General features: G+C 70.8%; 26 protein-coding genes, 2 pseudogenes and 1 riboswitch. Of the genes and pseudogenes, 18 read left to right on the forward strand and 10 right to left on the reverse strand.

Annotated features, from left to right (window positions below):
- The 3 genes from G5V59_RS25160 (at nt 1) to G5V59_RS25170 (ending at nt 1,303) form a co-directional block, all read left to right on the forward strand.
- A complete protein-coding gene (locus tag G5V59_RS25160; protein WP_278258316.1) occupies nt 1-612 on the forward strand; it encodes a hypothetical protein in 612 nt (203 codons plus the stop codon).
- Between the two features lie 156 nt (nt 613-768).
- On the forward strand, nt 769-1,074 hold the full coding sequence (locus G5V59_RS25165) for a multicopper oxidase domain-containing protein (RefSeq protein WP_278258317.1): 306 nt from the start codon (nt 769-771) through the stop codon (nt 1,072-1,074).
- Nucleotides 1,075-1,093: 19 nt separating this feature from the next.
- Nucleotides 1,094-1,303, forward strand: a complete 210-nt coding sequence (locus G5V59_RS25170; RefSeq protein ID WP_278258318.1) for a hypothetical protein — start codon at nt 1,094-1,096, stop codon at nt 1,301-1,303.
- 85 nt (nt 1,304-1,388) lie between these two features.
- Here G5V59_RS25170 and G5V59_RS25175 read toward each other — a convergent pair whose 3' ends face one another.
- Nucleotides 1,389-1,565 (reverse strand): hypothetical protein, encoded by a 177-nt coding sequence (locus G5V59_RS25175; protein WP_278260346.1) that lies wholly within the window; start codon nt 1,563-1,565, stop codon nt 1,389-1,391.
- A 58-nt stretch (nt 1,566-1,623) separates the two neighbouring features.
- Here G5V59_RS25175 and G5V59_RS37660 point away from each other — a divergent pair.
- The 15 genes and pseudogenes from G5V59_RS37660 to G5V59_RS25245 all read left to right on the forward strand — a co-directional run.
- Nucleotides 1,624-1,755 (forward strand): annotated as a pseudogene (locus tag G5V59_RS37660) (DUF305 domain-containing protein); the annotation flags it as partial.
- 73 nt (nt 1,756-1,828) lie between these two features.
- Nucleotides 1,829-2,017 (forward strand): DUF305 domain-containing protein, encoded by a 189-nt coding sequence (locus tag G5V59_RS37665; protein ID WP_341351030.1) that lies wholly within the window; start codon nt 1,829-1,831, stop codon nt 2,015-2,017.
- Nucleotides 2,018-2,203: 186 nt separating this feature from the next.
- The gene (locus tag G5V59_RS25185) at nt 2,204-2,668 is read left to right on the forward strand and encodes a class I SAM-dependent methyltransferase (RefSeq protein ID WP_278258319.1); all 465 of its coding nucleotides are present in this window, start codon (nt 2,204-2,206) and stop codon (nt 2,666-2,668) included.
- Nucleotides 2,613-3,641, forward strand: a complete 1,029-nt coding sequence (locus tag G5V59_RS25190) for a DUF3152 domain-containing protein (protein WP_278258320.1) — start codon at nt 2,613-2,615, stop codon at nt 3,639-3,641. Before G5V59_RS25185 ends, G5V59_RS25190 begins: the two co-directional genes overlap by 56 nt.
- Before the next feature lie 630 nt (nt 3,642-4,271).
- Nucleotides 4,272-4,706, forward strand: a complete 435-nt coding sequence (locus G5V59_RS25195) for a hypothetical protein (RefSeq protein ID WP_278258321.1) — start codon at nt 4,272-4,274, stop codon at nt 4,704-4,706.
- A gap of 142 nt (nt 4,707-4,848) precedes the next feature.
- Entirely contained in the window at nt 4,849-4,989 is a 141-nt protein-coding gene (locus G5V59_RS25200; RefSeq protein ID WP_278258322.1) for a hypothetical protein, read from the forward strand.
- Between the two features lie 121 nt (nt 4,990-5,110).
- The gene (locus G5V59_RS25205; RefSeq protein ID WP_278260043.1) at nt 5,111-5,257 is read left to right on the forward strand and encodes a four-helix bundle copper-binding protein; all 147 of its coding nucleotides are present in this window, start codon (nt 5,111-5,113) and stop codon (nt 5,255-5,257) included.
- A 168-nt stretch (nt 5,258-5,425) separates the two neighbouring features.
- A riboswitch (cobalamin riboswitch) is annotated at nt 5,426-5,615 on the forward strand.
- Nucleotides 5,616-5,901: 286 nt separating this feature from the next.
- Nucleotides 5,902-6,645 (forward strand): CbtA family protein, encoded by a 744-nt coding sequence (locus tag G5V59_RS25210; RefSeq protein WP_278258323.1) that lies wholly within the window; start codon nt 5,902-5,904, stop codon nt 6,643-6,645.
- A 593-nt stretch (nt 6,646-7,238) separates the two neighbouring features.
- Nucleotides 7,239-8,177, forward strand: a complete 939-nt coding sequence (locus tag G5V59_RS25215) for a helix-turn-helix domain-containing protein (RefSeq protein WP_278258324.1) — start codon at nt 7,239-7,241, stop codon at nt 8,175-8,177.
- A 114-nt stretch (nt 8,178-8,291) separates the two neighbouring features.
- The gene (locus tag G5V59_RS25220) at nt 8,292-8,528 is read left to right on the forward strand and encodes a hypothetical protein (RefSeq protein ID WP_278258325.1); all 237 of its coding nucleotides are present in this window, start codon (nt 8,292-8,294) and stop codon (nt 8,526-8,528) included.
- 294 nt (nt 8,529-8,822) lie between these two features.
- Entirely contained in the window at nt 8,823-9,170 is a 348-nt protein-coding gene (locus G5V59_RS25225; protein ID WP_278258326.1) for a hypothetical protein, read from the forward strand.
- Between the two features lie 33 nt (nt 9,171-9,203).
- Complete coding sequence (locus tag G5V59_RS25230) at nt 9,204-10,364, forward strand: endonuclease/exonuclease/phosphatase family protein (RefSeq protein WP_278258327.1); 1,161 nt, start codon at nt 9,204-9,206, stop codon at nt 10,362-10,364.
- Nucleotides 10,365-10,385: 21 nt separating this feature from the next.
- The gene (locus G5V59_RS25235) at nt 10,386-10,730 is read left to right on the forward strand and encodes a hypothetical protein (RefSeq protein WP_278258328.1); all 345 of its coding nucleotides are present in this window, start codon (nt 10,386-10,388) and stop codon (nt 10,728-10,730) included.
- Nucleotides 10,731-11,289: 559 nt separating this feature from the next.
- Nucleotides 11,290-11,535: a hypothetical protein gene (locus G5V59_RS25240; protein WP_278258329.1), complete on the forward strand. Its 246-nt coding sequence runs from the start codon at nt 11,290-11,292 to the stop codon at nt 11,533-11,535.
- Nucleotides 11,532-13,058 carry a sigma-70 family RNA polymerase sigma factor gene (locus G5V59_RS25245; RefSeq protein ID WP_278258330.1) on the forward strand — a complete coding sequence of 509 codons (1,527 nt, stop codon included), beginning with the start codon at nt 11,532-11,534 and terminating at the stop codon, nt 13,056-13,058. Before G5V59_RS25240 ends, G5V59_RS25245 begins: the two co-directional genes overlap by 4 nt.
- 1 nt (nt 13,059) lies before the next feature.
- Here the strand turns inward: G5V59_RS25245 and G5V59_RS25250 are convergent, their stop codons facing one another.
- The 9 genes and pseudogenes from G5V59_RS25250 to G5V59_RS25290 all read right to left on the reverse strand — a co-directional run bounded on the left by G5V59_RS25250 (nt 13,060) and on the right by G5V59_RS25290 (nt 20,612).
- Nucleotides 13,060-13,926, reverse strand: coding sequence for a helix-turn-helix transcriptional regulator (locus G5V59_RS25250; RefSeq protein ID WP_278258331.1), 867 nt, complete (start codon nt 13,924-13,926; stop codon nt 13,060-13,062).
- Between the two features lie 283 nt (nt 13,927-14,209).
- On the reverse strand, nt 14,210-15,184 hold the full coding sequence (locus G5V59_RS25255; protein ID WP_278258332.1) for a hypothetical protein: 975 nt from the start codon (nt 15,182-15,184) through the stop codon (nt 14,210-14,212).
- A 344-nt stretch (nt 15,185-15,528) separates the two neighbouring features.
- Nucleotides 15,529-16,878 carry a Glu/Leu/Phe/Val dehydrogenase dimerization domain-containing protein gene (locus tag G5V59_RS25260; protein ID WP_278258333.1) on the reverse strand — a complete coding sequence of 450 codons (1,350 nt, stop codon included), beginning with the start codon at nt 16,876-16,878 and terminating at the stop codon, nt 15,529-15,531.
- Nucleotides 16,875-17,201: a fumarylacetoacetate hydrolase family protein gene (locus G5V59_RS25265; protein ID WP_278258334.1), complete on the reverse strand. Its 327-nt coding sequence runs from the start codon at nt 17,199-17,201 to the stop codon at nt 16,875-16,877. The genes G5V59_RS25260 and G5V59_RS25265 overlap by 4 nt, the downstream gene beginning before the upstream one ends.
- Complete coding sequence (locus G5V59_RS25270) at nt 17,165-17,584, reverse strand: fumarylacetoacetate hydrolase family protein (protein WP_341351031.1); 420 nt, start codon at nt 17,582-17,584, stop codon at nt 17,165-17,167. The genes G5V59_RS25265 and G5V59_RS25270 overlap by 37 nt, the downstream gene beginning before the upstream one ends.
- A 163-nt stretch (nt 17,585-17,747) precedes the next feature.
- Nucleotides 17,748-17,993: pseudogene (locus G5V59_RS25275) on the reverse strand (hypothetical protein); the annotation flags it as partial.
- Between the two features lie 156 nt (nt 17,994-18,149).
- Nucleotides 18,150-19,757, reverse strand: a complete 1,608-nt coding sequence (locus tag G5V59_RS25280; protein ID WP_278258335.1) for a homogentisate 1,2-dioxygenase domain-containing protein — start codon at nt 19,755-19,757, stop codon at nt 18,150-18,152.
- A gap of 59 nt (nt 19,758-19,816) precedes the next feature.
- Nucleotides 19,817-20,047 carry a hypothetical protein gene (locus G5V59_RS25285; protein ID WP_278260347.1) on the reverse strand — a complete coding sequence of 77 codons (231 nt, stop codon included), beginning with the start codon at nt 20,045-20,047 and terminating at the stop codon, nt 19,817-19,819.
- On the reverse strand, nt 19,956-20,612 hold the full coding sequence (locus G5V59_RS25290; protein ID WP_341351309.1) for a VOC family protein: 657 nt from the start codon (nt 20,610-20,612) through the stop codon (nt 19,956-19,958). Before G5V59_RS25290 ends, G5V59_RS25285 begins: the two co-directional genes overlap by 92 nt.
- Nucleotides 20,613-20,656 lie beyond the last annotated feature (44 nt).

Here is a 20,656-nt window from a genome sequence, read left to right on the forward strand (position 1 = left end):
TTGTCGCGCCCGACCCGGGCACGTACTTCTATCACCCTCACGTCGGGGTCCAGGCTCGACCGCGGGCTCTACGCCCCGATCGTCATCGACGACCCCGATGAGCCCGGCGGCTACGACCAGGAGTGGGTTGTAGTCCTCGACGATTGGATCGACGGGACCGGCAGGACGCCCGACGACGTTCTCGCCAACCTGATTGCCGCCAACGCCAGTCCGGACGACATGGGCACGATGAGCGGGATGGACATGGGTGGGATGGACGGGATGGAGATGGGTGCCGCCGCATCGCCGTGGGGTGACGCCGGCGACGTCACCTACCCCCACTTCCTCATCAACGGACGAGTTGCCGCTGCCCCCGACGTTCTCCGCGCGAAACCGGGTCAGCGTGTCCGTCTGAGACTCATCAACGCCGCGGCCGACACGATCTTCGCGGTGGCGCTTGGTTCTCACACAGTCGATGTCACCCACAGTGACGGGTTCGCGGTTGAGAATCAGGAAGCCACCGCCGTGTACATCGGCATGGGGGAGCGGTACGACGCGATCGTCACCGTGAAGGACGGAGTCTTCCCGCTCGTCGCGCGGCCGGTCGGCAAAAGGGCCAGGCGCTGGCCTTGATCCGATCCGGATCCGGCAGCCCCCCGCCGCCGCAAGTGAGTTTGGCAGAGCCTCGACGGCCCGATCCTGGTCGGCTCAGAACTACGCCCCGCCGAGTCGGCTCGACTCCCGAAGCGAGAGGTCGAGCAAGCGATCACGCTATCGTTGAGCGGGCAGATGAGCCCGTACCAGTGGGCGATCAACGGGGCGGCCTTCCCGCGGAACAGGACGCTGGCCATCGAGAACGCAAAGCGCGTCAGCGTTCAACTCGAGAACACCACGATGATGGCCCACCCGATGCATATACACGGCCACACCTTCGCCCTGCCCAACGGCCTTCGCAAGGACACCGTCCTGCTCAAACCGATGCAAACCGTCGCCATCGGTCTCGAGGCCAACAATCCTGGCAACTGGATGGCCCATTGTCACAACATCTACCACGCCGAGGCCGGAATGATGGCCGCTCTCGTCTACCAGTCCTAGCCGAAAGGAGTCCTCGTCCATGAACCAGGCGGCCCCGAAGTCCAGCGACACCGAGCACCCCCGGATGACGCTGCTCCTGTGCGTCTCGATGACCGCGCTCGTCACCCTGTCGATCGTCGTCCTGGTTGTCGTCGGCCTTCTCAGTCTGGTCAAGGTGCTGATCGCCCTCGTCTTTGTCGCCGTCATGGGCGGATTCATGTACGTCCTCACGTGGCCCGAAAGCCACTGAGGTAGCAGCGGCCCCATGTCGCCGCGGCTCCGGGCGGGTGCAACGAGGCATCGGTCACGGTCCAATCCAAGTTCTGAGAAGGAGATCAACCCAGATGCGCAGGAAGCACCTTGCAGCAGCAGGCTCTCGTCGTGGCGAGCGGCCTCACCTTGGCCGCGTGTGGCGGCGACGGCGGATCGTCACACGACATGTCCGGCATGGGATCGCCCTCGAGGCCGACCACGTCCGAGAGCACGTCGACCGACGCGGCCGGTGACTTCAACGATGCCGATGTCACGTTCGCGACCGACATGATCCCGCATCACCGCCAGGCGGTCGACATGGCCGAACTCGCCGCAACCCGCGCGGAGAGTCAGGAGGTCAAAGATCTCGCGGCGCAGATCATGAAGGCGCAGGACCCCGAGATCGAGACGATGTCGGGATGGCTCACCAGGTGGGGCAAGCCCGTCCCCGAGGACATGGGCGGCATGGACCATTCGTCTGAGATGCCCGGCATGATGAGCAGCGAGGACATGGACGAGTCTCATGAACGCCAACGGCGCCGAGTTCGACCAGATGTTCCTCACGATGATGATCGAGCACCACAGGGGCGCGATCGAGATGGCGCAGGCCGAGCAGAGCGACGGGAAGTTCCCCGAGGCGATCTCGCTGGCAGAGACGATCGAGGCCGCGCAGACGAAGGAGATCACCACGATGCAGGGGCTGCTCGGCTGATGCCGGTGATGTCCACCGTTGAGGGTGCCTTCTGTCGCAGTGCGCCATGGCGATCGTTTGCGAGGCGACGAGTCCTGCCATGGGCGCTCGGCGAGGTCACTCTCGACGGGGACGTCCTAGAGATCGGCGGCGGAAGCGGGGCCATGGCCGAAGGTGTGGCCCGCAGCCTTCCCTGCAGCCAGGCTCGTGGTCACGGACGTCGACGACGTGATGGTGTCCGCAGCCGCCCGCCGGCTCGCTGCCTACCCCAACCTTCGGGTCGAACGAGCCGACGTCACCTCGATGCCTTATCCGGCCGAGACCTTCGACATCGTCACGTCCTACCTCATGCTGCACCACGTCATCGACTGGAGCGAGGCCTTGGCAGAGGCAGCGCGGGTCCTTCGCCCGCGAGGAATGGTGATCGGCTACGACCTCACCGACACGAGGTTGGCGAGAGCGACGCACCGGCTGGACGGCTCACCTCACCGAATCATCGCTCCCGACGAACTCGCCGACGGGCTGGCCAACGCGGGATTTGCTGACATCAGAGTCGCACCGTCCTTCCGCAACCACGTGATGCGCTTTCGGGGCGTCAAGAGAGGCAGGCTGAGGCATGCCGCGTCGACTGGAACTGACCTGCCATGCCTGCGACTTTGTCCTTGCTGCTGAGACAGAGGAGGAGCCTGATCGACCTGGCATCGGCGCACGCACAGACCATCCACCACCACGTTCCCCCGCGCGACCACATCCTCGCCCGCATCCACCTCCACAACCGGTGACCGGGCGTCACAAAGCGGTCCGCGGTGGGTCCCGGAAGCGGCGACGCAGCCCGATCCGTGCACTCGCGGCAGGCGCCGCGATCACGGCCACAGGTGCGGTCATCGGCCTGCGCATCTTTGACGTAACCGGCGAGTTCGAACGCGCCGGTTCAGCAATCCCCGAGGCCTCGACCGCCGTCGAAGCCGACCCACCGACACCTAGTTCGCCAAGCCCGACCACTCCCGTCGTTGCGGCCACCCCGCCAACGCCTGGAACCACCGGGAATCGCGTGATCGCCTCGCCGTCCCCAGTCGGACCGACACCGACCGCTGTTGTGATTCCTGAGCGTGGTGAGGGGCGATTCGCGGTGGCGACCGGCACCTCGAAAGCCGTCGGTTCCGGCAGACTCGTGACCTACTCGGTTGAGATCGAAGAAGGGCTGCCGTATGCCGTCAACGACGTGGCCGAAGTGGTGGAGCGTGTGCTCGGCGACGACCGCGGTTGGGCAAGCGCGATGGGCCTTTCGCTCCGACGGGTGACGTCGTCGCCGGACTTTCGAATCCGGTTGTCGACACCGAAGACGAGCGACGAGCTGTGTGCGCCGCTCAACACGGGCGGTCGGCTCTCGTGCCGCAATGGGCAGATGGTCGTTCTCAACGCCTGGCGGTGGGCTAATGGGGCCGACGCCTATGCAAGCGACCTGAGGAACTACCGGGCCTACATGATCAACCACGAGTTCGGGCACGCCCTCGGCAATGCCCACCGCACTTGCCCCGGAAAGGGCCATCCAGACTCCGGTCATGGTTCAGCAGACGAAGGGTCTCGACGGCTGTCGTGCGAATCCATGGCCGGCCGCCAACTAGATGGCTACTATGTTACCTAGTAGAAGGGTCGGTTGCATGCTCCTCACCCGCCGGATCGTTGCCGCCGGGGTCGCCGCCGTGTTTACAGCGCTGGCGATCGGAATTCCGACAGGCGTGATCGCAACGCCTTGGTATCACCGGATGACCCCGGTGCTGTGGTGGAACTACCCGGTCTGGGCGCTCACTTCGATCCTCACCGGAATGCTCGTCGCGACGTACGTGCGCGACCCCGCTACGCCGGTGCCCGTAACCCAGGGCGGAAAGACCTTCGCAGGTAGCGCGCTGTCGCTGTTCGCGGTCGGATGCCCCATCTGCAACAAAGCTCGTTGTCATGGCCATCGGCGTGAGCGGGGCTCTCAATGTGTTCGCTCCGATCCAACCGATGCTCGCAGTCGGATCTCTTGGGTTACTCGTTTACGCCCTCTGGGCGCGCCGGCGCACCGCGGTCGCGTGCAAGATCGCAGACTCGACCAATGGACAGCGCGGCCGAGTTGTCGTGACGCGACTTGCCTCAGGCTCGTTGATCGGTCTCGCCTGCGGCGAGGCCCTGCTGGGGCCACCCGAGGTGGGTGGCCGCACCGACGTGCCGGCGCTGCGAGGGAACGCGGCGAACCCACATAGAGTTCTTGTCTCCGGGTACGTCGATAGGCGTGCAGGCGGCGACTGATCGTTCGCACGCGCGAGTTGGCCGTATACGAGGTCTGCTCGCGGTGATCTGCGCCACGATGTTCGCGTGGCTGATCGTCACGCAGGTCCTCCAGGCTGCTGCGAGTATCGACGACCGCCCGATCTCCGAGGATCTTGTTCACCGAGCATCGTCTCTGACTGCGAGCGTCGAGCAGGGCGGTGAACATGGCCTCCGCGCGGAGGCTGGTGGCCGTCCTGCCGAGAAGCATCTGGTCCCTCTGTGGTGTGCCTGCCTGGCGGTGCTGGTGTGTGCCGACTGTTCAGCCGTCAGACGCAACGAGGTCAGAAGCAAGGCGCCTCTCTCGTGGCGCATCCGGAAATCCGGCTGCGGCGCCACGGAGACTGCCTCGCCGATGGCGCCCGCCGCCAAGAACCCCACCCATCAGCCTCCCCAGTGATCCGCATGTGAGGGACCGAGCGGGGCCCGCACTTCGCGGGACCGCCGACATCGCACGACTCGGCCACGCCTATGCCGCTGAGAATCAGCGGCTCAGCCTGTCGCGTCACCCGGAACGGAACCAGACCTGAGGAGAAAGCACGATGACAAGCACCATCACCGAGATGATGAACGCCTACCCGGCACGGATCTATACCGACCGCGAAGACGTCGCCGCGTGCGTGGCGGCCTGCGTGGAGTGCGCGCAGAGCCTGTACCGCGTGCGCCGACGCTTGCCTCAGTGAGGGCACCATCGCGGACCTGGTCAAGTGCGTCAGGAGCAATCTCGACTGCGCCGACACCTGCGAAGCAACTGCTCGCGTGTTGTCCCGCCATACGGGCTACGACGCAGCCATCACCCGCGCCGTGCTCCAAGCCTGTGCCCAGGCGTGCACGTCCTGCGGGGACGAGTGCGGTCGACACGCCACTATGCACGAGCACTGTCGCATCTGCGCAGACGTTTGTCGTAGGTGCGAGGCAGCCTGCCAGAAGGTCCTCAACGCCATCGGCTAACCGCTGGGGAAGGCCGCCGCCGGTCGGCCTGCGGCGGCGGCCCTTCCCCGGTTGGACCAGGGAGCCGATCCACTACAGGACCTTCGGACGTGGGCCGCGCCAAAGACGCCCCACGAGCCCCTCCGGTGACGTCGTACCCACGGTCGGCCGCCTGATGAACTGCAAACTATCTTGCGTAGTAGTTGTGGAACACTGGGCACGCTGCGATGTACGGGAAGCCGGTGAAAATCCGGCACGGTCCTCGCCACTGTGACTGAGGAGTTGCGCGCCTCGACGGCCACTGACCTTCGGGTTGGGAAGGCTGGCGCGTAATGGTGATCCGGGAGTCAGGAGACCGGCCGCGGCGACCAACAACCACGAGGCATGGAACGAAAGGCGCCACCATGGCCACATCTCACGTCCAGATCCCTACTCCTCTCCGCGTACCCGCCTGGGTGTGGGTCCTGTCGGCCTTCGCTCTCATCGCGCTTTTCGTGATGAGCCAGGAGAATGGCGCGCTCCTCGGCGCGACTGCCGGCCAGTACCTCCACGAGTTCACCCACGACGCTCGTCACACTCTCGGCTTCCCGTGCCACTGAGGAGTGTCGTCATGAGCATCGCTGTTCCGCTGTCCTCTGTTCCCAATGCAAAGTCTGCGCCGATATGTGAGCAGCGGCGCGGCCGCAGGCGCCGTCGGCGGCGCTGCGGCTGCTGTCGTGATGTACTCCGTCACCGAGCCGCTCCTTCGACAGGCACTCATGGTCGAGGATCGCCGAGTGCACGCCGGGGCCGGCCATGAGATGGCGGAGCCGCTCGTTGGCCGCACGATGCAGGTGGTCGGCGGGATGGCCACCACCCTCGTCATAGGAGCGATTTTCGGGGTCGTCTTCTCGGTGGTGTTCGCGCGCACCCGGCACCGCCTTCCCGCGCTGACAGAGCACGGCCGCGTCATGGCCCTTGCGGCCCTAGGGTTCGTCGTCTTCGCTCTGGCGCCGCAGATCAAGATCCCGGGCAACCCGCCGGCGGTCGGGGACCCGGCGACGATCAGCCACCGGACGCTGATCTTCACCCTGACCATCCTGTTGACGCTCGCACTGGTGCTCGCGCTGTTCAACCTCGACGCATCGCTTCGAGATCGGCTGTCAATACCAGTGCGCTCCATCGTCACGGTGGCGGCGTTCGCTGTCGGTACGTCGGCGATCTTGCTGCTCGTGCCGGACTCACCTGATGGCATACCGACCGACATGCCCACCACTCTGATCTGGAACTTCCGCCTTGCCTCTCTGGGGCAGCTGGCCACCATGTGGGCGTCACTTGGCTTGGTGTTCAGCGTGCTTATCCACCGCGGGCGACGGCAGCCCAGGCTCCACTCGCTAGACCCGCAGCGAGGCGGTCCGCATCAGGCTTGATCCGGACCGCCTCTGCTCTCTTTCGACCGGTCTCTGGCCAAAACACCTATCGCGCCTACGCCGCGCGGGCAGGGCGTTTGCCCCCGGCGTCGGCCGGATCGGACCGTCCATGAACCTTTGGGGACACTTGCGGGCTGAGCCGACCCGAAGACAGGTTGTTTATCCATGCTCAGCAAGAGAGGGTGAGGCGCCGTGCACGGCGGCGCAGGGCGAAACTTCCGCCGACGGCCCGTCGATGCTCGCCGACCTTCCGCTCCACATCGAACGACGCGGCGGCTCAAACTCGGCTCAAAATGGCGGTCCCACGGGCGTGGTACGCCTCGAGGCGACTGGCGTCGACTGAAGGCGACGGTCAAGGTGAGCCGCCCTCTGACCTGCTACTTTGGTGAGATCGAGATGTCGGCCGTGGGCGTGCCGGGTCGGCACCGGACGCCCCATCTGATCCCTACGGATCAGAAGGTTTGGGGTTCGAATCCCTACAGGCGCGCGAGCGAAACAGCACTCGCAGCAAGGCCCCCGCACCATCGCGTGCGGGGGCCTTTGTCGTTGCCGGTGACTACGCTGGTGAGTCGACGGGTCGGAGGTGACCACGGATGTTGCAGTTCCAGAGCGAGAGCCTCGAGGAGACCGAGGAGTTCCTCAGCGAGCAGTACGCGCCCATGCGCATCGGCAGCACCACGGCCGACGCCCCGTCACGGATGTCCCGCGTCGCGTCGGACCTGATCAGCGTCGATCGGCTGGACTTCGCCTTCGAGATGACCTACGACGTCGCGCCGCTCGGCCGGATCGGCCTGTGCGACATCGCCACCGGCACGATCGAGGGTCACGGCCCCGAGGGAGCCGGGCGGGAGTCCTTCGGGCCGGGGGACCTGTTCGTGCTCTCGCCTCCCGACCGCGGCTACGGCGGCACGATCAACCGGGCCCGCTACACCGTGACGATGATCGACCCCGACGTCCTCAGCGCCGTCGCCGCCGGCAGCGGTGAGGCACCGGTCACCCTGCTCGACCACCGGCCCACCGGCGCGGCCGCCGCCGCCCGGCTGCGCGCCGCGATCGAGCACTTCGACCTCGCGGTCCTGGGCGATCCGGTCGCGGCGGGGAACCCGCTGATCCTTGGCCAGGCGGCCCGGTACGTCGCCGCGCACGTGCTCAGCACCTTCCGCACCTCCGCCGTCGGTGCGGTCTCCGGCGACAGCCGCGACGCTCACCCAGCCGCGCTGCGCCGCGCGATCGCCTTCATCGAGGAGCGCCCCGGCGACGACATCACGCCGGCGCAGATCGCCGCCGCGGCGCACGTCAGCATCCGTTCGCTGCAGCTCGCCTTCCGCCGCCACCTCGACACCACCCCGATGGCCTACCTGCGTGAGGTCCGGATGACCCGCACCCACCGCGACCTCACCTCGGGCACCGTGTCCGGCGGCGACAGCGTCGCGGAGATCGCCGGCCGCTGGGGTTTCTCCCACCACGGCCACTTCGGCCAGGCCTACCGCCGTGCCTACGGCGAGACCCCCGGCGAGACCCTGCGCCGCTGAATCCTTGCGCTCGCGGGATAGCGAAGTCGGCGCTGGGCGGATACCGCCTGTCCCGTGCGGCGCCTAGCGTCGAGGCATGTCCGAGATCGCCGTGCCGATGTCCGGCGTGCGGCGATGACGACCGACACGCCGCCGCCTCCCGCCGTACCCTCGCCCCGGGAGTTCGCCCGGCGCCTCGACCGGCCCGGCCAGCCTGCCGCCGGCGCCGAGCAGGCACGGCGCCTGGAGTGCCTGTCCTGCGACCGGACGACCGATCACGTGCGCGGCCCGGCGACCATCGGCAAGGACGGCGTCCTGCTGGTGCAGTGGTGGACCTGCGCGGAGTGCCGCGAGAGCAACACCGTCGGCTGAAGGTTCCGGCGCGCGGCGGTCCGCTGCCCTGTCCTGCCCTGCTCGGCGACGGATGCTCGGTGTCTGATGCTCGGTCACCTGGGTACCTCCATGGTCCCCCAGCGACTGAGGAGTGATCAGCGTTGAACGACGAGGTCTTGAAGGGCTACCTCCAGCACCACTGGGTCGGTTCGACCGCGGGCGCGGCGGCCTTCCGGCGAGTCGGACGCAACCACCACGACCCCGGGGCGGCGGCGGAGATCCGGCAGGCTGGCGGGCGAGGTCGCCTCGGACCGCGAGGCGCTGCGGCGGATCATGGCGAGCGTGGGCGTGAAGCCCAGCGTGGTCGGTACGACGATGGCCCGGGTGGGCGAGGTGGTCGGGCGGCTCAAGCCGAACGGGCACCTGTTCCACCGCGCGCCGCTGACGGACGTGGTCGAGTCTCGAGGCGCTGCGGCTGGCCGCGGCGAGCAAGCGCGCCGGGTTCGAGGTGCTGCGGGCCTCGGCCGACGACGACCAGCGCCCGGACGGCGAGGAGATCGACCGGCTGCTGGACCGTGCGGAGGAGCACCAGCGCACCCTGGACCGGCTGCACGTGCAGGTCTCGCGGGAGCGGATCGTCGCGACGCCCTAGGGTTCGTCGAGTGCGGATCCTGTCGCTGAACGCCTGGGGCGGAGCCCGGTACGACGAGTTTGGTGGCCTGGCTGCCGACGGTGGGCGCCGACGTGGTGTGCCTCCAGGAGGTCACCCGGACGCCGGGGCTGGGCGGGTGGACTCGCTTCGAGGACGAGGCCCGGGCGCTGCCGCAGCGCGCCGACCTGATGGCCGACGTGCAGGCCACCCTGCCGTCGTACGACGGCTGGTTCGCGGTGAGCGACTCCGGCCCGGTCGCCGACGCATCGGGCATCGTGCACCGGCAGCACTTCGGGCTCGGCACGTTCACCGCCCCCGAGGTGGTGGCGGTGCGCACGACGGCCACCCACGTCCACGGCCGGTACGCCGACCACGGCGCCGCGTGGCCGCACAGCGACCGGCCACGGGTCGCCCAGGTGGCGCGCCTGCACGCCGGCGCGGGATACCTGACGATCGGGCACCTGCACGGGCTGCGCGACGACGCGGGCAAGGGCGACAGCCCCGCTCGACGCGCGCAGGCGGAGCGGCTGGCGGCGCTGGTGGAGGAGGTGCGGGAGCCGGGCGACCTGGTCGTCGTGTGCGGCGATCTCAACCTGCTGCCGGACAGCGAGACCTTCGACGTCCTCGGAGGGATCGGGCTGACCGACCTGGTGCGGGACGCCGACACCCGCACGAGCAGCTACACCAAGCCGGTCCGGAGCGCGAGCCTACCTGCTCGTCTCCGACCCGGACCGGGTGCGCTCCTTCGAGGTCCTCGCCACACCGGAGGTCTCCGACCACCGCGCCCTGCTGCTCGACGTCCCGCTCTGAAAAGCGGTCCTGGCCGGGACCCGAAGCCCCCCAGGCTCCCGGTCCCGGCCAGTCCCACCACGCTCCCGTCGTGGTGGCTCGGGTGGTCAGCGGCTCGGTGCGAGCACCTGCCGCGTGGCCTGGCGCTGCAGCAGGCGCGAGGCCCGCTGGATGCGCAGCAGCATCGCGGCCGACGGGGTCACCGTGCCGCGGACGTAGGTGGACAGCCGGGACGGCGAGGTGCCGATCCGGGAGGCGAACTCGCGCTGCGAGGCGCCGCTGACCGCGACCAGGTGGCGGATCTCGCGGGCGACCTGGTCGCGCTCCCGGTCGCGGCACCACTCCTGGCACTGCGCGATCGAGTCTGGCGATGGCGGCGAGCGCCGACGGGCGGTCGGAGGCTCTGGCCGAGGGCGAGCAGGTCGTCGGCGTAGGGGCCCCACGGGCTGGACGCGATGGTGCTCAGGTGGGCCCGCCACTGCACGACGGTGCCCGCGTCCAGCAGTTGGTGCAGGCTCGCGGACCGAGGTGATCGGCGCGGTCGCACGGTCGGGGTCGATGTCGGCGAAGAGGAGGTTCTGCGCGATCACCGCACAGGTGGTGGCCACGTCCTCGCTGACCTCCTTCGACGGCTTGCCCTCGAGCCGGGCCTGGAGGTCCCAGTGGATGAGCCGCCGCACGACGGTCGTGGTCCACGGCATCGAGGGGTCGGTCTCGAGCGCGACCCCGGCCCGGTGCTGCAGCCGGGCGAGGCGGTCCTGGCCGAGCCTGGGCGGCGAGTCTCGGCGGTCGCGGCGTAGTCGCTGGGCTCGTCGAAGACGACGATCGCCGTGAGGTTCGCGAGGACGGCGCAGCGCGCGGTCGAGCGCGGGTCGGTGCGGTTCTGGTCGAGGACCCGGACCAGCTTGCTCCCAGATCTCGGCGTGCTCGGGACCCACCCGGTCGGCACGGTCGAGGGTGGCGAAGAGGATCCGCCGCAGCGTGGTGCCGGCGTGGACGGGGATCGGGTGGGCCGCGAACTGGCTGCGCAGGTCGGGTGCCGCGGTCGGCGTCGTCGTCGGCGTGGCCGAGGGGCGAGCGGCGAGTGTGGTGGGCATCGTCACGTCCTTGCTGGTCCGGTGCGGGAGCGCAGGCACGACCCGGGGGCGGCGCCTTGTCACGAACCCAGACGGGAGCCCTTGCGGAACATCACGCCGTTTTCGGAATTGATCCCGATCTTTTTCTGGGGGGCGCGGATCTTGCCGAGTCGATCTACGATCGTCAGGGCCGTTCTGCGCGCCGGCGATGTCGGGCGCGCGAACCACGCGGGGTGCGTGGCAGGCGACGAAGGGTTGGGATGCACGTGACGGATGGAGCGTCGTGGGAGAGCACGGAGTCCGTGCTGCCCTCGGTGACCCCGTCGGAGGACACCTTCGAGGAGCCTCTACCGCACCCACGTCGACGACGCCCGGCGGCTGGCGACGATCCTGGTCGGACCCCAGCAGGCCGAGGAGCCTGGTCGCCGAGTCCTTCGCCCGGGTGCTCGCCCAGCCTGCGCGCGGGCCGCGGGCCGCGCGACAACTTCCGCGCCTACCTGCACGTCACCATCCGCAACGGCTTCCGTGACTCCCTGCGCGGAACGCGCGAGGCTCCGGTCTCCGACCAGCCCTGGATCTTCGACGACGCGCAGCCACCCGCCGAGGAGCCTCGTCGAGGACCTCGAGGCGGACACCGCGGCGCACGCCTTCGCCACCTTGCCGGAGTCCTGGCAGAAGGTCCTGTGGCACGTCGAGGTCGAGGGCCGCAAGCCCGGCGAGGTCGCCGACCTGCTCGGCATGCGTGCCGGCGCGGTCTCCTCGCTCGCCCATCGCGCCCGGGAGGGCCTGCGCCGGGCCTACCTGGACCAGCACGTGGTCGCCTCCGCCGCGCCCGCCGAGTGCCGGTGGACCCGCGACCGGCTCAGCCAGTACGTCCGCACCGACCTCTCCTCGCGCGCCGAGGAGAAGGTCAGCGCCCACCTCGGCTCGTGCGAGGACTGCCTCGCGGCGTACCTCCAGGTGGAGCGAGTCAACCGCAAAGCTCGCCGCCTGGATCTTCCCGGTCGTGCTGCTCGGTGCGCTGCCCGCCTCCGGCAAGGGCCTGGCCTGGCTGGTCGGCCTGACCGGTGCGGCCGGTGCCGCCACCGGAGGCGGTGCCTCCTCGTCCGGCGGCGGTGCCGCGGGCGGCGGGGCCGGTTCGGCCGCCACCACCATCGCCGCCGCGGCGGCGGTCGTCGCGGTCGCGGCCGGCGGGCTGACCTGGGCGGTCAACGCCAACGACGCCGAGCCGACCGCCGCCGAGGCCGACAGCACCACCGGTGCCGCGCCCACGACGGGAGATGTCGCGAGCACCACGCCGGCCCTGCCGCGCGTGCGGCCCCGGGCGAACCCGTCCGTGCCGCGGGAGAGCGACGTGGCGCCGCCCCAGGTGTCCCCGAGCGCCCCGCCGCCGTACGCCGGCGACGACACCGTGCCCGCCACGCCGGACGAGCTCGGAGCCGCCGGCCGCGCAGGGCAGCACCGAGCCGAACGCCCCGAAGAGCCTCGACCCCGCCGGGGCCGATCGCCGTCACCGCGGTCGCGCCGACCGAGCACCCGATCACCTCCTGCGAGACCTACGGCAGCATCGACCTGCCGACCACCCGCGGGGTGTCCTACCGGCGCACGGCCGGCGACGGGCGGACCGGTGCCTGGGCGGTCGAGGCGAGTGCCCAGCCCGGCTACGTGCTCAAGCCCGGGACGCAGCAGACCTTCACCGGCACCCTCGGCACGTGGGAGCACTGCGTGCGACTCGTCTCGGTCGAGGCCAGGCAGGCGGGGCTGCTGCAGCCGTGGTCGGTCGAGGTCGTGCCCGCGGTCGACGGCGGTCCGGCGCGCACGATCACCGCACGGGTGCAGTTCACCGACGGCCTGATCGTGCTCGACACCTACCAGGTCGACGGTGCGGGCTGGACCTGCACGTCCGGCAGCGCGATCACGTGCACGTTCGACTACGCCGGCACGGCACCGCCTCCGCTGACGGTCTGGGTGCAGAGCCTGCTCCCGCCGGGAGGCACGGTGACCCTGCTCGCCGGCGGCGAGACCGTCGGGAGCAAGGCCTTCCAGGGCTGAGTCAGGCCGGCTCGTCGGTGAAGCCGCGGCTCGGCAGCGTCCGGGCCCGCTTGGCCATCCGGTTGATCCGCAGCAGCATCGCCGCCGAGGGCGTGACGCTCCCCGTGACGTACGTCGACAGGCGCGACGGCGAGGTGCCCACCAGCGTCGCGAACTGCCGCTGGGTCAGCCCGGTGGCGGCGATCGTGGTGCGGATGTGGTCGGCCACCGCGCGGCGCTCGTCCTCCTCGGCCATCCGCCGGGCCAGGTCTGCCAGTGCGCTCACCGCTGCGTGCTCGCCGGGCCTGCGGTCCGGGTCGAGCAGGGTGAGCAGGTCGTCGGTGCGTCCCGCCCACGGATCGGCGAGCGCCGCGTTGACCAGCCGGCGCCACAGCACCAGGTCGCCGCGGCCGAAGATCCGGGCGAGCGCCCGCTCCGGACTCACCGGCGCGGCCGGCGCGTCGTCCCCGTCGTCGATGACCATCAGCCGCAGCGCGGCCTCGCCGCACAGGCTCGGCGATGGCGGGCACGTCGCAGGAGAGCCTGCCCCGGCGTCCGCGCGGTCTCGCCCCAGGCGCGCTCGCCGAGGACCCGGACCAGCCGGGTGGTCAGGGGCCGGCCGGGCTTGTCGTCGATCGGGGCCAGCGAACTCGTCCTGCAGGACCGCGGTGTTGCTCGCCCCGATCTCCGCGCCGAGCCGCTCCAGGTCGCGCACGTCGTCGTCCTCGTCGAAGAACACCAGCCCGAGCGCGTTGGCGAGCACGGTCAGCCGCACCGCGTGCGGACGGCCCTCCACGCTGCGCATCGACGCCTGCCCGGCGTACCACGCGGAGCGCGCGGCCGCCTCGCCGGTGACGCGCTCCTCGAAGCGCGCGACTGTCCCCCACATCGTTCTGCTCTGACCTGTTTCCTCGAGAGTGCAGCCGTCCGAGCCCATCCCCGCGGACGTGTCCTGCCCGGCGCACGCGTCGGCTCGATCTGCCGTCGCGCGGTCGCCACGGGAGGTAATGTTAGGCAGACGTCTTGTCGCAGGCACGGCCCACGACGTGTCTCGTATCTGATCTGAGAATCAGGCCCGGCACTCCCGTCCGAGGCGCTCGGCTCGGCGCGGACGACCGCTCAGGCGCGGTCGACCGCTCGTCGTGAGTCCTCGGGTTCCGGCCTGCGCAGGCTCAGGAGCGGCGGCTGCGCCACCCGCGACGCCGGGGCTCCTCGTCGGGAGCGTCCTGCCCGGTGGGTGCGATCCGGGCGCCGGCGCTGCCGGGCTCGTAGGGCGTGATCGGCGCGGCCGGCGGGGCGACCGGTGCGGCCGGGACCTCCCAGACCGGGGGCTCGGGCACGACGGGTGCGGGCTCCGGTGCGGCGGCCGTGGCGGCTGCGGCGGGGGCGGCGGGGGCGACCACCGGGCCCGCCGGGATGGCCGGGGCCGGCTCGACCGGCTGCAGGAAGGACGCGCCCTCGAAGGCAGCGTCGCTGCGCGCCGCGCTGTCGCGGACCGCGTCGCGCAGCCCGTCGGTGGCGGCCTCGACCCCGTGCAGCACGCGGGTGCGGATCTCGTCCATCCGGGCGGCGTGCCGGTTGGCCTCGGCGAACAGGCTCCTCCTGCGCGGTGCGGCGGATCTTCTCCAGGCTCGCTGTTGAGGCGCTCTCGCTCGGCGTTGGCCTCGGCGCGCAGTCGCTGGGCCTCCAGGACGTCGTTCTCCCCGGCCTTGACGATCTCGGCGGCCTCGGTGCGGGCCTGCTCCAGGATCGTGGCGGCCTCCGCCTCGGCGGCACCGCGCTGCTCGTCGAGCCTTGCGCTGGGCCTCGGCCTGCAGGCTCTCCGAGGCACGCATGGCCTCCTCGATGATCCGGGACGCCTGGGTGGTCGCCTCGCGGCGCTCGACCAGGGCGGCCGCGGCCGACTCCTCGGCCTCGCGGCGCAGCGCGATCAGGTCCTGGAAGGTCTGCGCGGAGGGGACGACGGACGACGCGGCGGGCTCCGGGTCGGCCGGCGGCGGCACGCTGGTGTCGAGCGCGTCGACGGGCGGGGGGCCGTCGAGGACGTCGTGCGGCTGCGGGGCCGCCTGCTCGGTCGGGGCCGGGAAGCCCAGGTCGTCCGGGCGCGCCGCCTGCTCGCCCAGGTTGCGTCCGTCGTCGTCGGCCATGTCCATCGTGTCCCCTCAGATCTCCGGCGGCCCGTCCCGGGATGGGAGCGTTCGCGCGCCGATTCTCACACAGCGCCCACGATAGATGGCCGCGATCGGCCGGCACGAGGATCTCGCGGCCGGCTCCGGTCCCGCGGGGGGGGGCTCGGGGCCGCTCGCCCGGCGCGCCATCGCCCCGACCTGGACGCCTGCCGGGTCGGCACGCGGCGGACCCGGCAGGTCGTCGTTGTGGTCGACGACGACCAGGAGCCGCCCCCCAGGCACCTCCTGCTCGTCGACCGAGCGTGCGGCAGCCGCGACGTCGTAGCGGTCTGCGGTGCAGCAGCAGATCACCACGGCCGTCGCTACCGGCACCTCGCTATGGAACCACCCCGCGAGGGGTGCCCTGAGCCGGAATTACCGCATGAGGTAACGCCTGAGGAGGACGTGGCGCACGCCACACCGCCGGGAGTCAGACCAGCCTGGTCGAGCGCGATCTCGAACGCGGTCGCGGCCACCAGGGTCGGGTGCGGCGAACGCTCGTGACAGCGCTCCAGCGCGGCCCGGATGGTGCGCGAGACGTCGCCGAGGATGACCTCGTCCGACACTTCGTCGATGCCCTCCATGAGCAGCGTGAAGGTGCGCGCCATCCCGCAGTTGGCGATGAAGTCGGGGATCACCGCCACGTGCTGGTCGGCAAACTCGTAGGTCGAGCCGTAGAAGATCTCCGGGTCGGCGAAGGGCACGTTCGCCCCCGCCGAGATCAGGCTCCAGGCCCGCGGACACCAGCCGCTTGACGTGCTCGACGGTGACCAGGCGGGACGCGGCACAGGGCAGGAAGATCTCCGCCCCCAGGTCCCAGATCGCCTCGTCCAGGCTCCGCGAAGGGCACCATCCCCTCCGCGCGCAGCGCGTTGCCGTCCTTGCCGACGAAGAGCGCGTGCACCTCCTCGGGCGTGAAGCCCTCGGCGTTCATCAGCCCGCCGTCGCGGTCGATGATCCCGACGATCCGGGCACCGGCCCGGGAGAGGTAGTACGCCGCGGCCGAGCCGACGTTGCCCCAGCCCTGCACGATGACCCGCTTGCCCGCCAGGCTCTGGCCCTGCGCGGCGCCGTACGTCGCGTAGTAGTGCACGACCGACTCGGCCACGCCCCAGCCGGTGACCATGTCGGCGATGGTGTACTTCGCGTCGCGGTCCGGGGTGTAGCGCGGGTCCTCGACGACCTTGGAGACGCCGAGCCGCAGCATGCCGACGCGCTGCACCAGCTCGCGCTCGTCGGCGGCGAAGTGACCGTTGACGATGCCCTCCTGCGGGTGCCACAGGCCGTAGCGCTCGGTCAGCGGGATGACGTCGTGCGAACTCGTCGACGTTGAGGTCGCCGCCCGTGCCGTAGTAGGTCTTCAGCAGCGGGCTGACTGCCTTGAACCAGCGGGCCAGCACGCCCTCGCGGCGCGGGTCGGTGGGGTCGAAGTCGATGCCGGACTTGGCGCCGCCGATGGCTGGGCCGGAGACGGTGAACTTCACCTCCATGGTCTTGGCCAGCGACTCGACCTCGTTGCGGTCCAGGCCCTTGCGCATCCGCGTGCCCCCGCCGGCGGCGCCGCCGCGCAGCGAGTTGATGACGGCCCAGCCCTTGGCCTCGGTCTCGGCGTCGTGCCACTCGAAGACGATCTCGGGGGCCTTGGCCTCGAAGCGGTCCAGGAGGTCCTTCACTGCATCGTTCCTTTCGCGATCCGGCCGCGGCACTCGCCGAAGCCGATCCGGGTGCCGTCGGGTCCGGGCGCGGTGGCGCGCAGGACGACCTCGTCGCCGTCCTCCAAGAAGCCCTCGCCGCGCTCGATGAGGGATCCCACCTGGTCCTTCGCAGGCCCGGAGATGGTGCCGGACGCGAACAGGTCGCCGGTCCGGGTGGGCGCGCCGTTCACCGTGAGGTGGGCGAGCATCTGGGCGGGCGACCAGTACATCGAGGCGTACGGCGGCCGGCTGACGACCTCGCCGTTCAGGCTCCACCTCCAGGCTCGATGTCCAGGCCCCACGGCGCGCGGTCCTCGCCGAGCGAGAGGTAGGGCAGCACGGCCGGGTCCTGGACCGGGGTGTCCACCCGGGCCGCGTCGAGCGCCGCCAGCGGGACCACCCACGGGGAGACGGTGGAGGCGAAGGACTTGCCCAGGTGCGGGCCGAGCGGGACGTACTCCCAGGCCTGGATGTCGCGCGCCGACCAGTCGTTGAAGAGCACCACGCCGAACAGGTGCTCCTCGGCGTCGGCCGCCTCGATCGGCGTCCCCATCGGGTTGCCGACGCCGACCACGAAGCCCAGCTCGGCCTCGATGTCGAGCCGCGTGGACGGCCCGAAGCTCGGTCCCTCGGCGTCGGGCGCCTTGCGCTGGCCGCTCGGGCGCACCACGTCCGTGCCGGACACGACGACCGAGCCCGCGCGGCCGGTGTAGGCTCACCGGCAGGTGCCGCCAGTTGGGCAGCAGCGGGTCCGGGTTGCCGGGACGGAACAGACGGCCGAGGTTGGAGGCGTGGTGCTCGGAGGCGTAGAAGTCGACGTAGTCGGCGACCGTGAACGGCAGGTGCATCCGCACCGCGTCCACCGGGTGCGACCGCACCCCGTCCGGTACGCCGACCGCGAGCCGCTCGCGCAGCTGCCCGCGCACCTCGTCCCAGCGCGCGCGGCCCTGGGCGAGGAAGGCGTCCAGGGTGGGTCGGGCGAAGACGTCGTCGCCCAGCAGGTCCGCCAGGTCGACGACCCGGTCGCCGAGCCGGGTCACGCAGCGCGGGTCCGCACCCTCGGCGGACGCGACGCCGTAGGGCAGGTTGGTCAGGCCGAAGAGCCTCCATCACACCTCCTCGGGGGTGAGCAGGCCGAGTGCGCCGAGACTCGGCGACCGGCTCGGAGATGCTGCAGGTGCCGAACGAGCGGAAGGCGTCCCGCGTGGCGGGGGACAAACTCGGCGACCCGTTCCGCGAGCCGGCCGCCGTCACGCTCGGCGAGCCAGGCGGCGACCTCGGGGCCGGCGGCGCCCGCGAGCGCGACGTCCGTCGCGGCGAGCAGGTTGAGGAAGCCGTGCTGCTCGAAGCCGGTCACCGGGTCGGTGTTGCGGACCGCGTGGTGCAGCCCGGCGGTGGCCTTGAACGCCACCCCGGCGCGCACCGCGCCCACCACGGTCTCGGCCAGGCTCGGCCTCGTCCGGGTAGAGACTCGGCGCGCACGCCCCCCGTGCGGATCTTGGCGAGGTACGACGTCGCCGCGAGCCTCCCCCAGCAGGGCCTTGCCGCGCACGTCGCGCGGCAGGCTCGACGTAGACGGTCGTGCCGCGAGGCTCCCCGAGGGCGACGGTCAGTGCGGGCACCACGTCCTCGGCGCCGAGGTCCGCGGGCACCGCCACCTCGACCGCGACCGGGCGCGCGGCCCGGATGCGTCGTACTCGGTCGAGCACGTCGCCGGCGGCCGCGGGCGAGGGCACCGTGATGCTCAGCGCGATGCTGCCGACCGGCAGCCCGGCGGTGGCCTCGGCGAGCACGGGCAGGTCGGCGAGGGAGACCACGAGCGGCCCCACCAGGGCGGCGTGCGGCGCGACGCCGTGGGCGAGGTGCGCGCGGACGGCCTCGGCGAGCGGCAGGTCGCCCGGCGGGAAGATCGCGGCGTCGTCGAGCAGCCGCTCGAACCGGTCGAGACTCATGCCTGCCCCCGCACCCACGAGGTCACGTAGACCCCGTCGTCCACGGCCTGCCCGGCCTCGCCGAGCTCCAGCGGCCGGAAGGTGTCGACCATGACGGCGAGACTCGTCGAAGAACTCCACGCCGATCGACCTCTCGTAGGCACCCGGCTGCGGGCCGTGGGCGTGACCGCCCGGGTGCAGGCTGATCGAGCCGGGCCCGATGCCGGAGCCCTTGCGCGCCTCGTAGTCCCCGCCGACGTAGAACATGACCTCGTCGGAGTCGACGTTGGAGTGGTAGTACGGCACCGGGATCGACAGCGGGTGGTAGTCCACCTTGCGCGGCACGAAGTTGCAGATCACGAAGCCGTGCCCCTCGAAGACCTGGTGCACCGGCGGCGGCTGGTGCACGCGGCCGGTGATCGGCTCGAAGTCGGCGATGTTGAGGACGTAGGGGTACAGGCAGCCGTCCCAGCCCACGACGTCGAACGGATGCTCCGGTACGACGTGCACGGTCCCCGCCAGGCCGCCGGCTCCGGGCCCGCGGTGCTTGATGTAGACCTCGACGGGGCCGTCGGTGCCGACGAGCAGCGGCTCCGCCGGCGTGCGCAGGTCCCGCTCGCAGTAGGGCGCGTGCTCCAGCAGGCGCCCGAAGCGCGAGAGGTAGCGCTTCGGCGGGGTGATGTGGCTGTTCGCCTCGATCGCGTAGAGCCGCAGCGGCTCCCGGCCGGTCGGGACCCAGCGGTGGGTGGTCGCCCGCGGCAGCACGACGTAGTCGCCCTCGCCGACCTCCAGCGCGCCGAAGACCGTCTCGACGATCGCGGTGCCGGCCTCGACGTACACGCACTCGTCGCCGATGCCGTTGCGGTAGAGCGGGGAGGCCTTGCCGCACACGACGTAGGAGATCCGGACGTCGCCGTTGCCGAGCACCAGGCGGCGCCCGGTGACCGCGTCGGTCTCCTGCCAGTCACCGTCGAGGTCGTGCAGCGTCAGGTGCCGCGGGACCAGCGGGTGGTTGGGAACGGTCGCCTGGTCGGGCAGGCTCCCACACCCGCGCCTCCACGACCGCCGAGGGCAGGTGGCGGTGGTAGAGCAGGGAGGAGTCGGAGGAGAAGCCCTCCTCGCCCATCAGGCTCCTCGAAGTGGAGGGTGCCGTCCTCGGCCCGGTGCTGGGTGTGCCGCTTGGGCGGGACGAACCCGATCCGCTGGTAGTGGGCCATCAGAAGTTGCCCCGTCGCTCCTGCTCGCGCTCGATCGCCTCGAACAGCGCCTTGAAGTTGCCCTTGCCGAAGCCGAGCGAGCCGTGCCGCTCGATGAGCTCGAAGAAGACCGTCGGCCGGTCGCCGAGCGGCTTGGTGAAGATCTGCAGCAGGTAGCCGTCCTCGTCGCGGTCGACCAGGATGCCGCGCTTCTGCAGGCTCCTCGACCGGCACCCGCACCTCGCCGATCCGGGCGCGCAGACTCGGGGTCCTCGTAGTAGGAGTCGGGGGTGTTGAGGAACTCGATGCCCTCGGCGCGCAGGCGGTCGACGGTGTCGAGGATGTCGTTGGTGGCGAGCGCGAGGTGCTGGGCGCCGGGGCCGTCGTAGAACTCGAGGTACTCGTCGATCTGCGACTTCTTCTTCGCCACCGCCGGCTCGTTGAGCGGGAACTTCACCCGGTGGTTGCCGTTGGCCACGACCTTCGACATGAGCGCGGAGTAGTCGGTGGCGATGTCGTCGCCGATGAACTCGGCCATGTTCACAAAGCCCATGACCTTGCGGTAGAACTCGACCCACTCGTCCATGCGGCCCAGACTCGACGTTGCCGACGATGTGGTCGAGCGCCTGG

The sequence above is a fragment of the Nocardioides convexus genome (assembly GCF_011090295.1).

Excerpts from the sequence above, each read along its gene's own strand:
- G5V59_RS25165 (WP_278258317.1), top strand. The coding sequence starts at position 769 with ATGAGCCCGTACCAGTGGGCGATCAACGGGGCGGCCTTCCCGCGGAAC.
- G5V59_RS25170 (WP_278258318.1), top strand. The coding sequence starts at position 1,094 with ATGAACCAGGCGGCCCCGAAGTCCAGCGACACCGAGCACCCCCGGATG.
- G5V59_RS37665 (WP_341351030.1), top strand. The coding sequence starts at position 1,829 with ATGAACGCCAACGGCGCCGAGTTCGACCAGATGTTCCTCACGATGATG.
- G5V59_RS25190 (WP_278258320.1), top strand. The coding sequence starts at position 2,613 with ATGCCGCGTCGACTGGAACTGACCTGCCATGCCTGCGACTTTGTCCTT.
- G5V59_RS25200 (WP_278258322.1), top strand. The coding sequence starts at position 4,849 with ATGACAAGCACCATCACCGAGATGATGAACGCCTACCCGGCACGGATC.
- G5V59_RS25215 (WP_278258324.1), top strand. The coding sequence starts at position 7,239 with ATGTTGCAGTTCCAGAGCGAGAGCCTCGAGGAGACCGAGGAGTTCCTC.
- G5V59_RS25220 (WP_278258325.1), top strand. The coding sequence starts at position 8,292 with ATGACGACCGACACGCCGCCGCCTCCCGCCGTACCCTCGCCCCGGGAG.
- G5V59_RS25225 (WP_278258326.1), top strand. The coding sequence starts at position 8,823 with ATGGCGAGCGTGGGCGTGAAGCCCAGCGTGGTCGGTACGACGATGGCC.
- G5V59_RS25235 (WP_278258328.1), top strand. The coding sequence starts at position 10,386 with ATGGTGCTCAGGTGGGCCCGCCACTGCACGACGGTGCCCGCGTCCAGC.
- G5V59_RS25250 (WP_278258331.1), bottom strand. The coding sequence starts at position 13,926 with ATGTGGGGGACAGTCGCGCGCTTCGAGGAGCGCGTCACCGGCGAGGCG.
- G5V59_RS25255 (WP_278258332.1), bottom strand. The coding sequence starts at position 15,184 with ATGGCCGACGACGACGGACGCAACCTGGGCGAGCAGGCGGCGCGCCCG.
- G5V59_RS25285 (WP_278260347.1), bottom strand. The coding sequence starts at position 20,047 with ATGGCCCACTACCAGCGGATCGGGTTCGTCCCGCCCAAGCGGCACACC.
- G5V59_RS25290 (WP_341351309.1), bottom strand. The coding sequence starts at position 20,612 with ATGGACGAGTGGGTCGAGTTCTACCGCAAGGTCATGGGCTTTGTGAAC.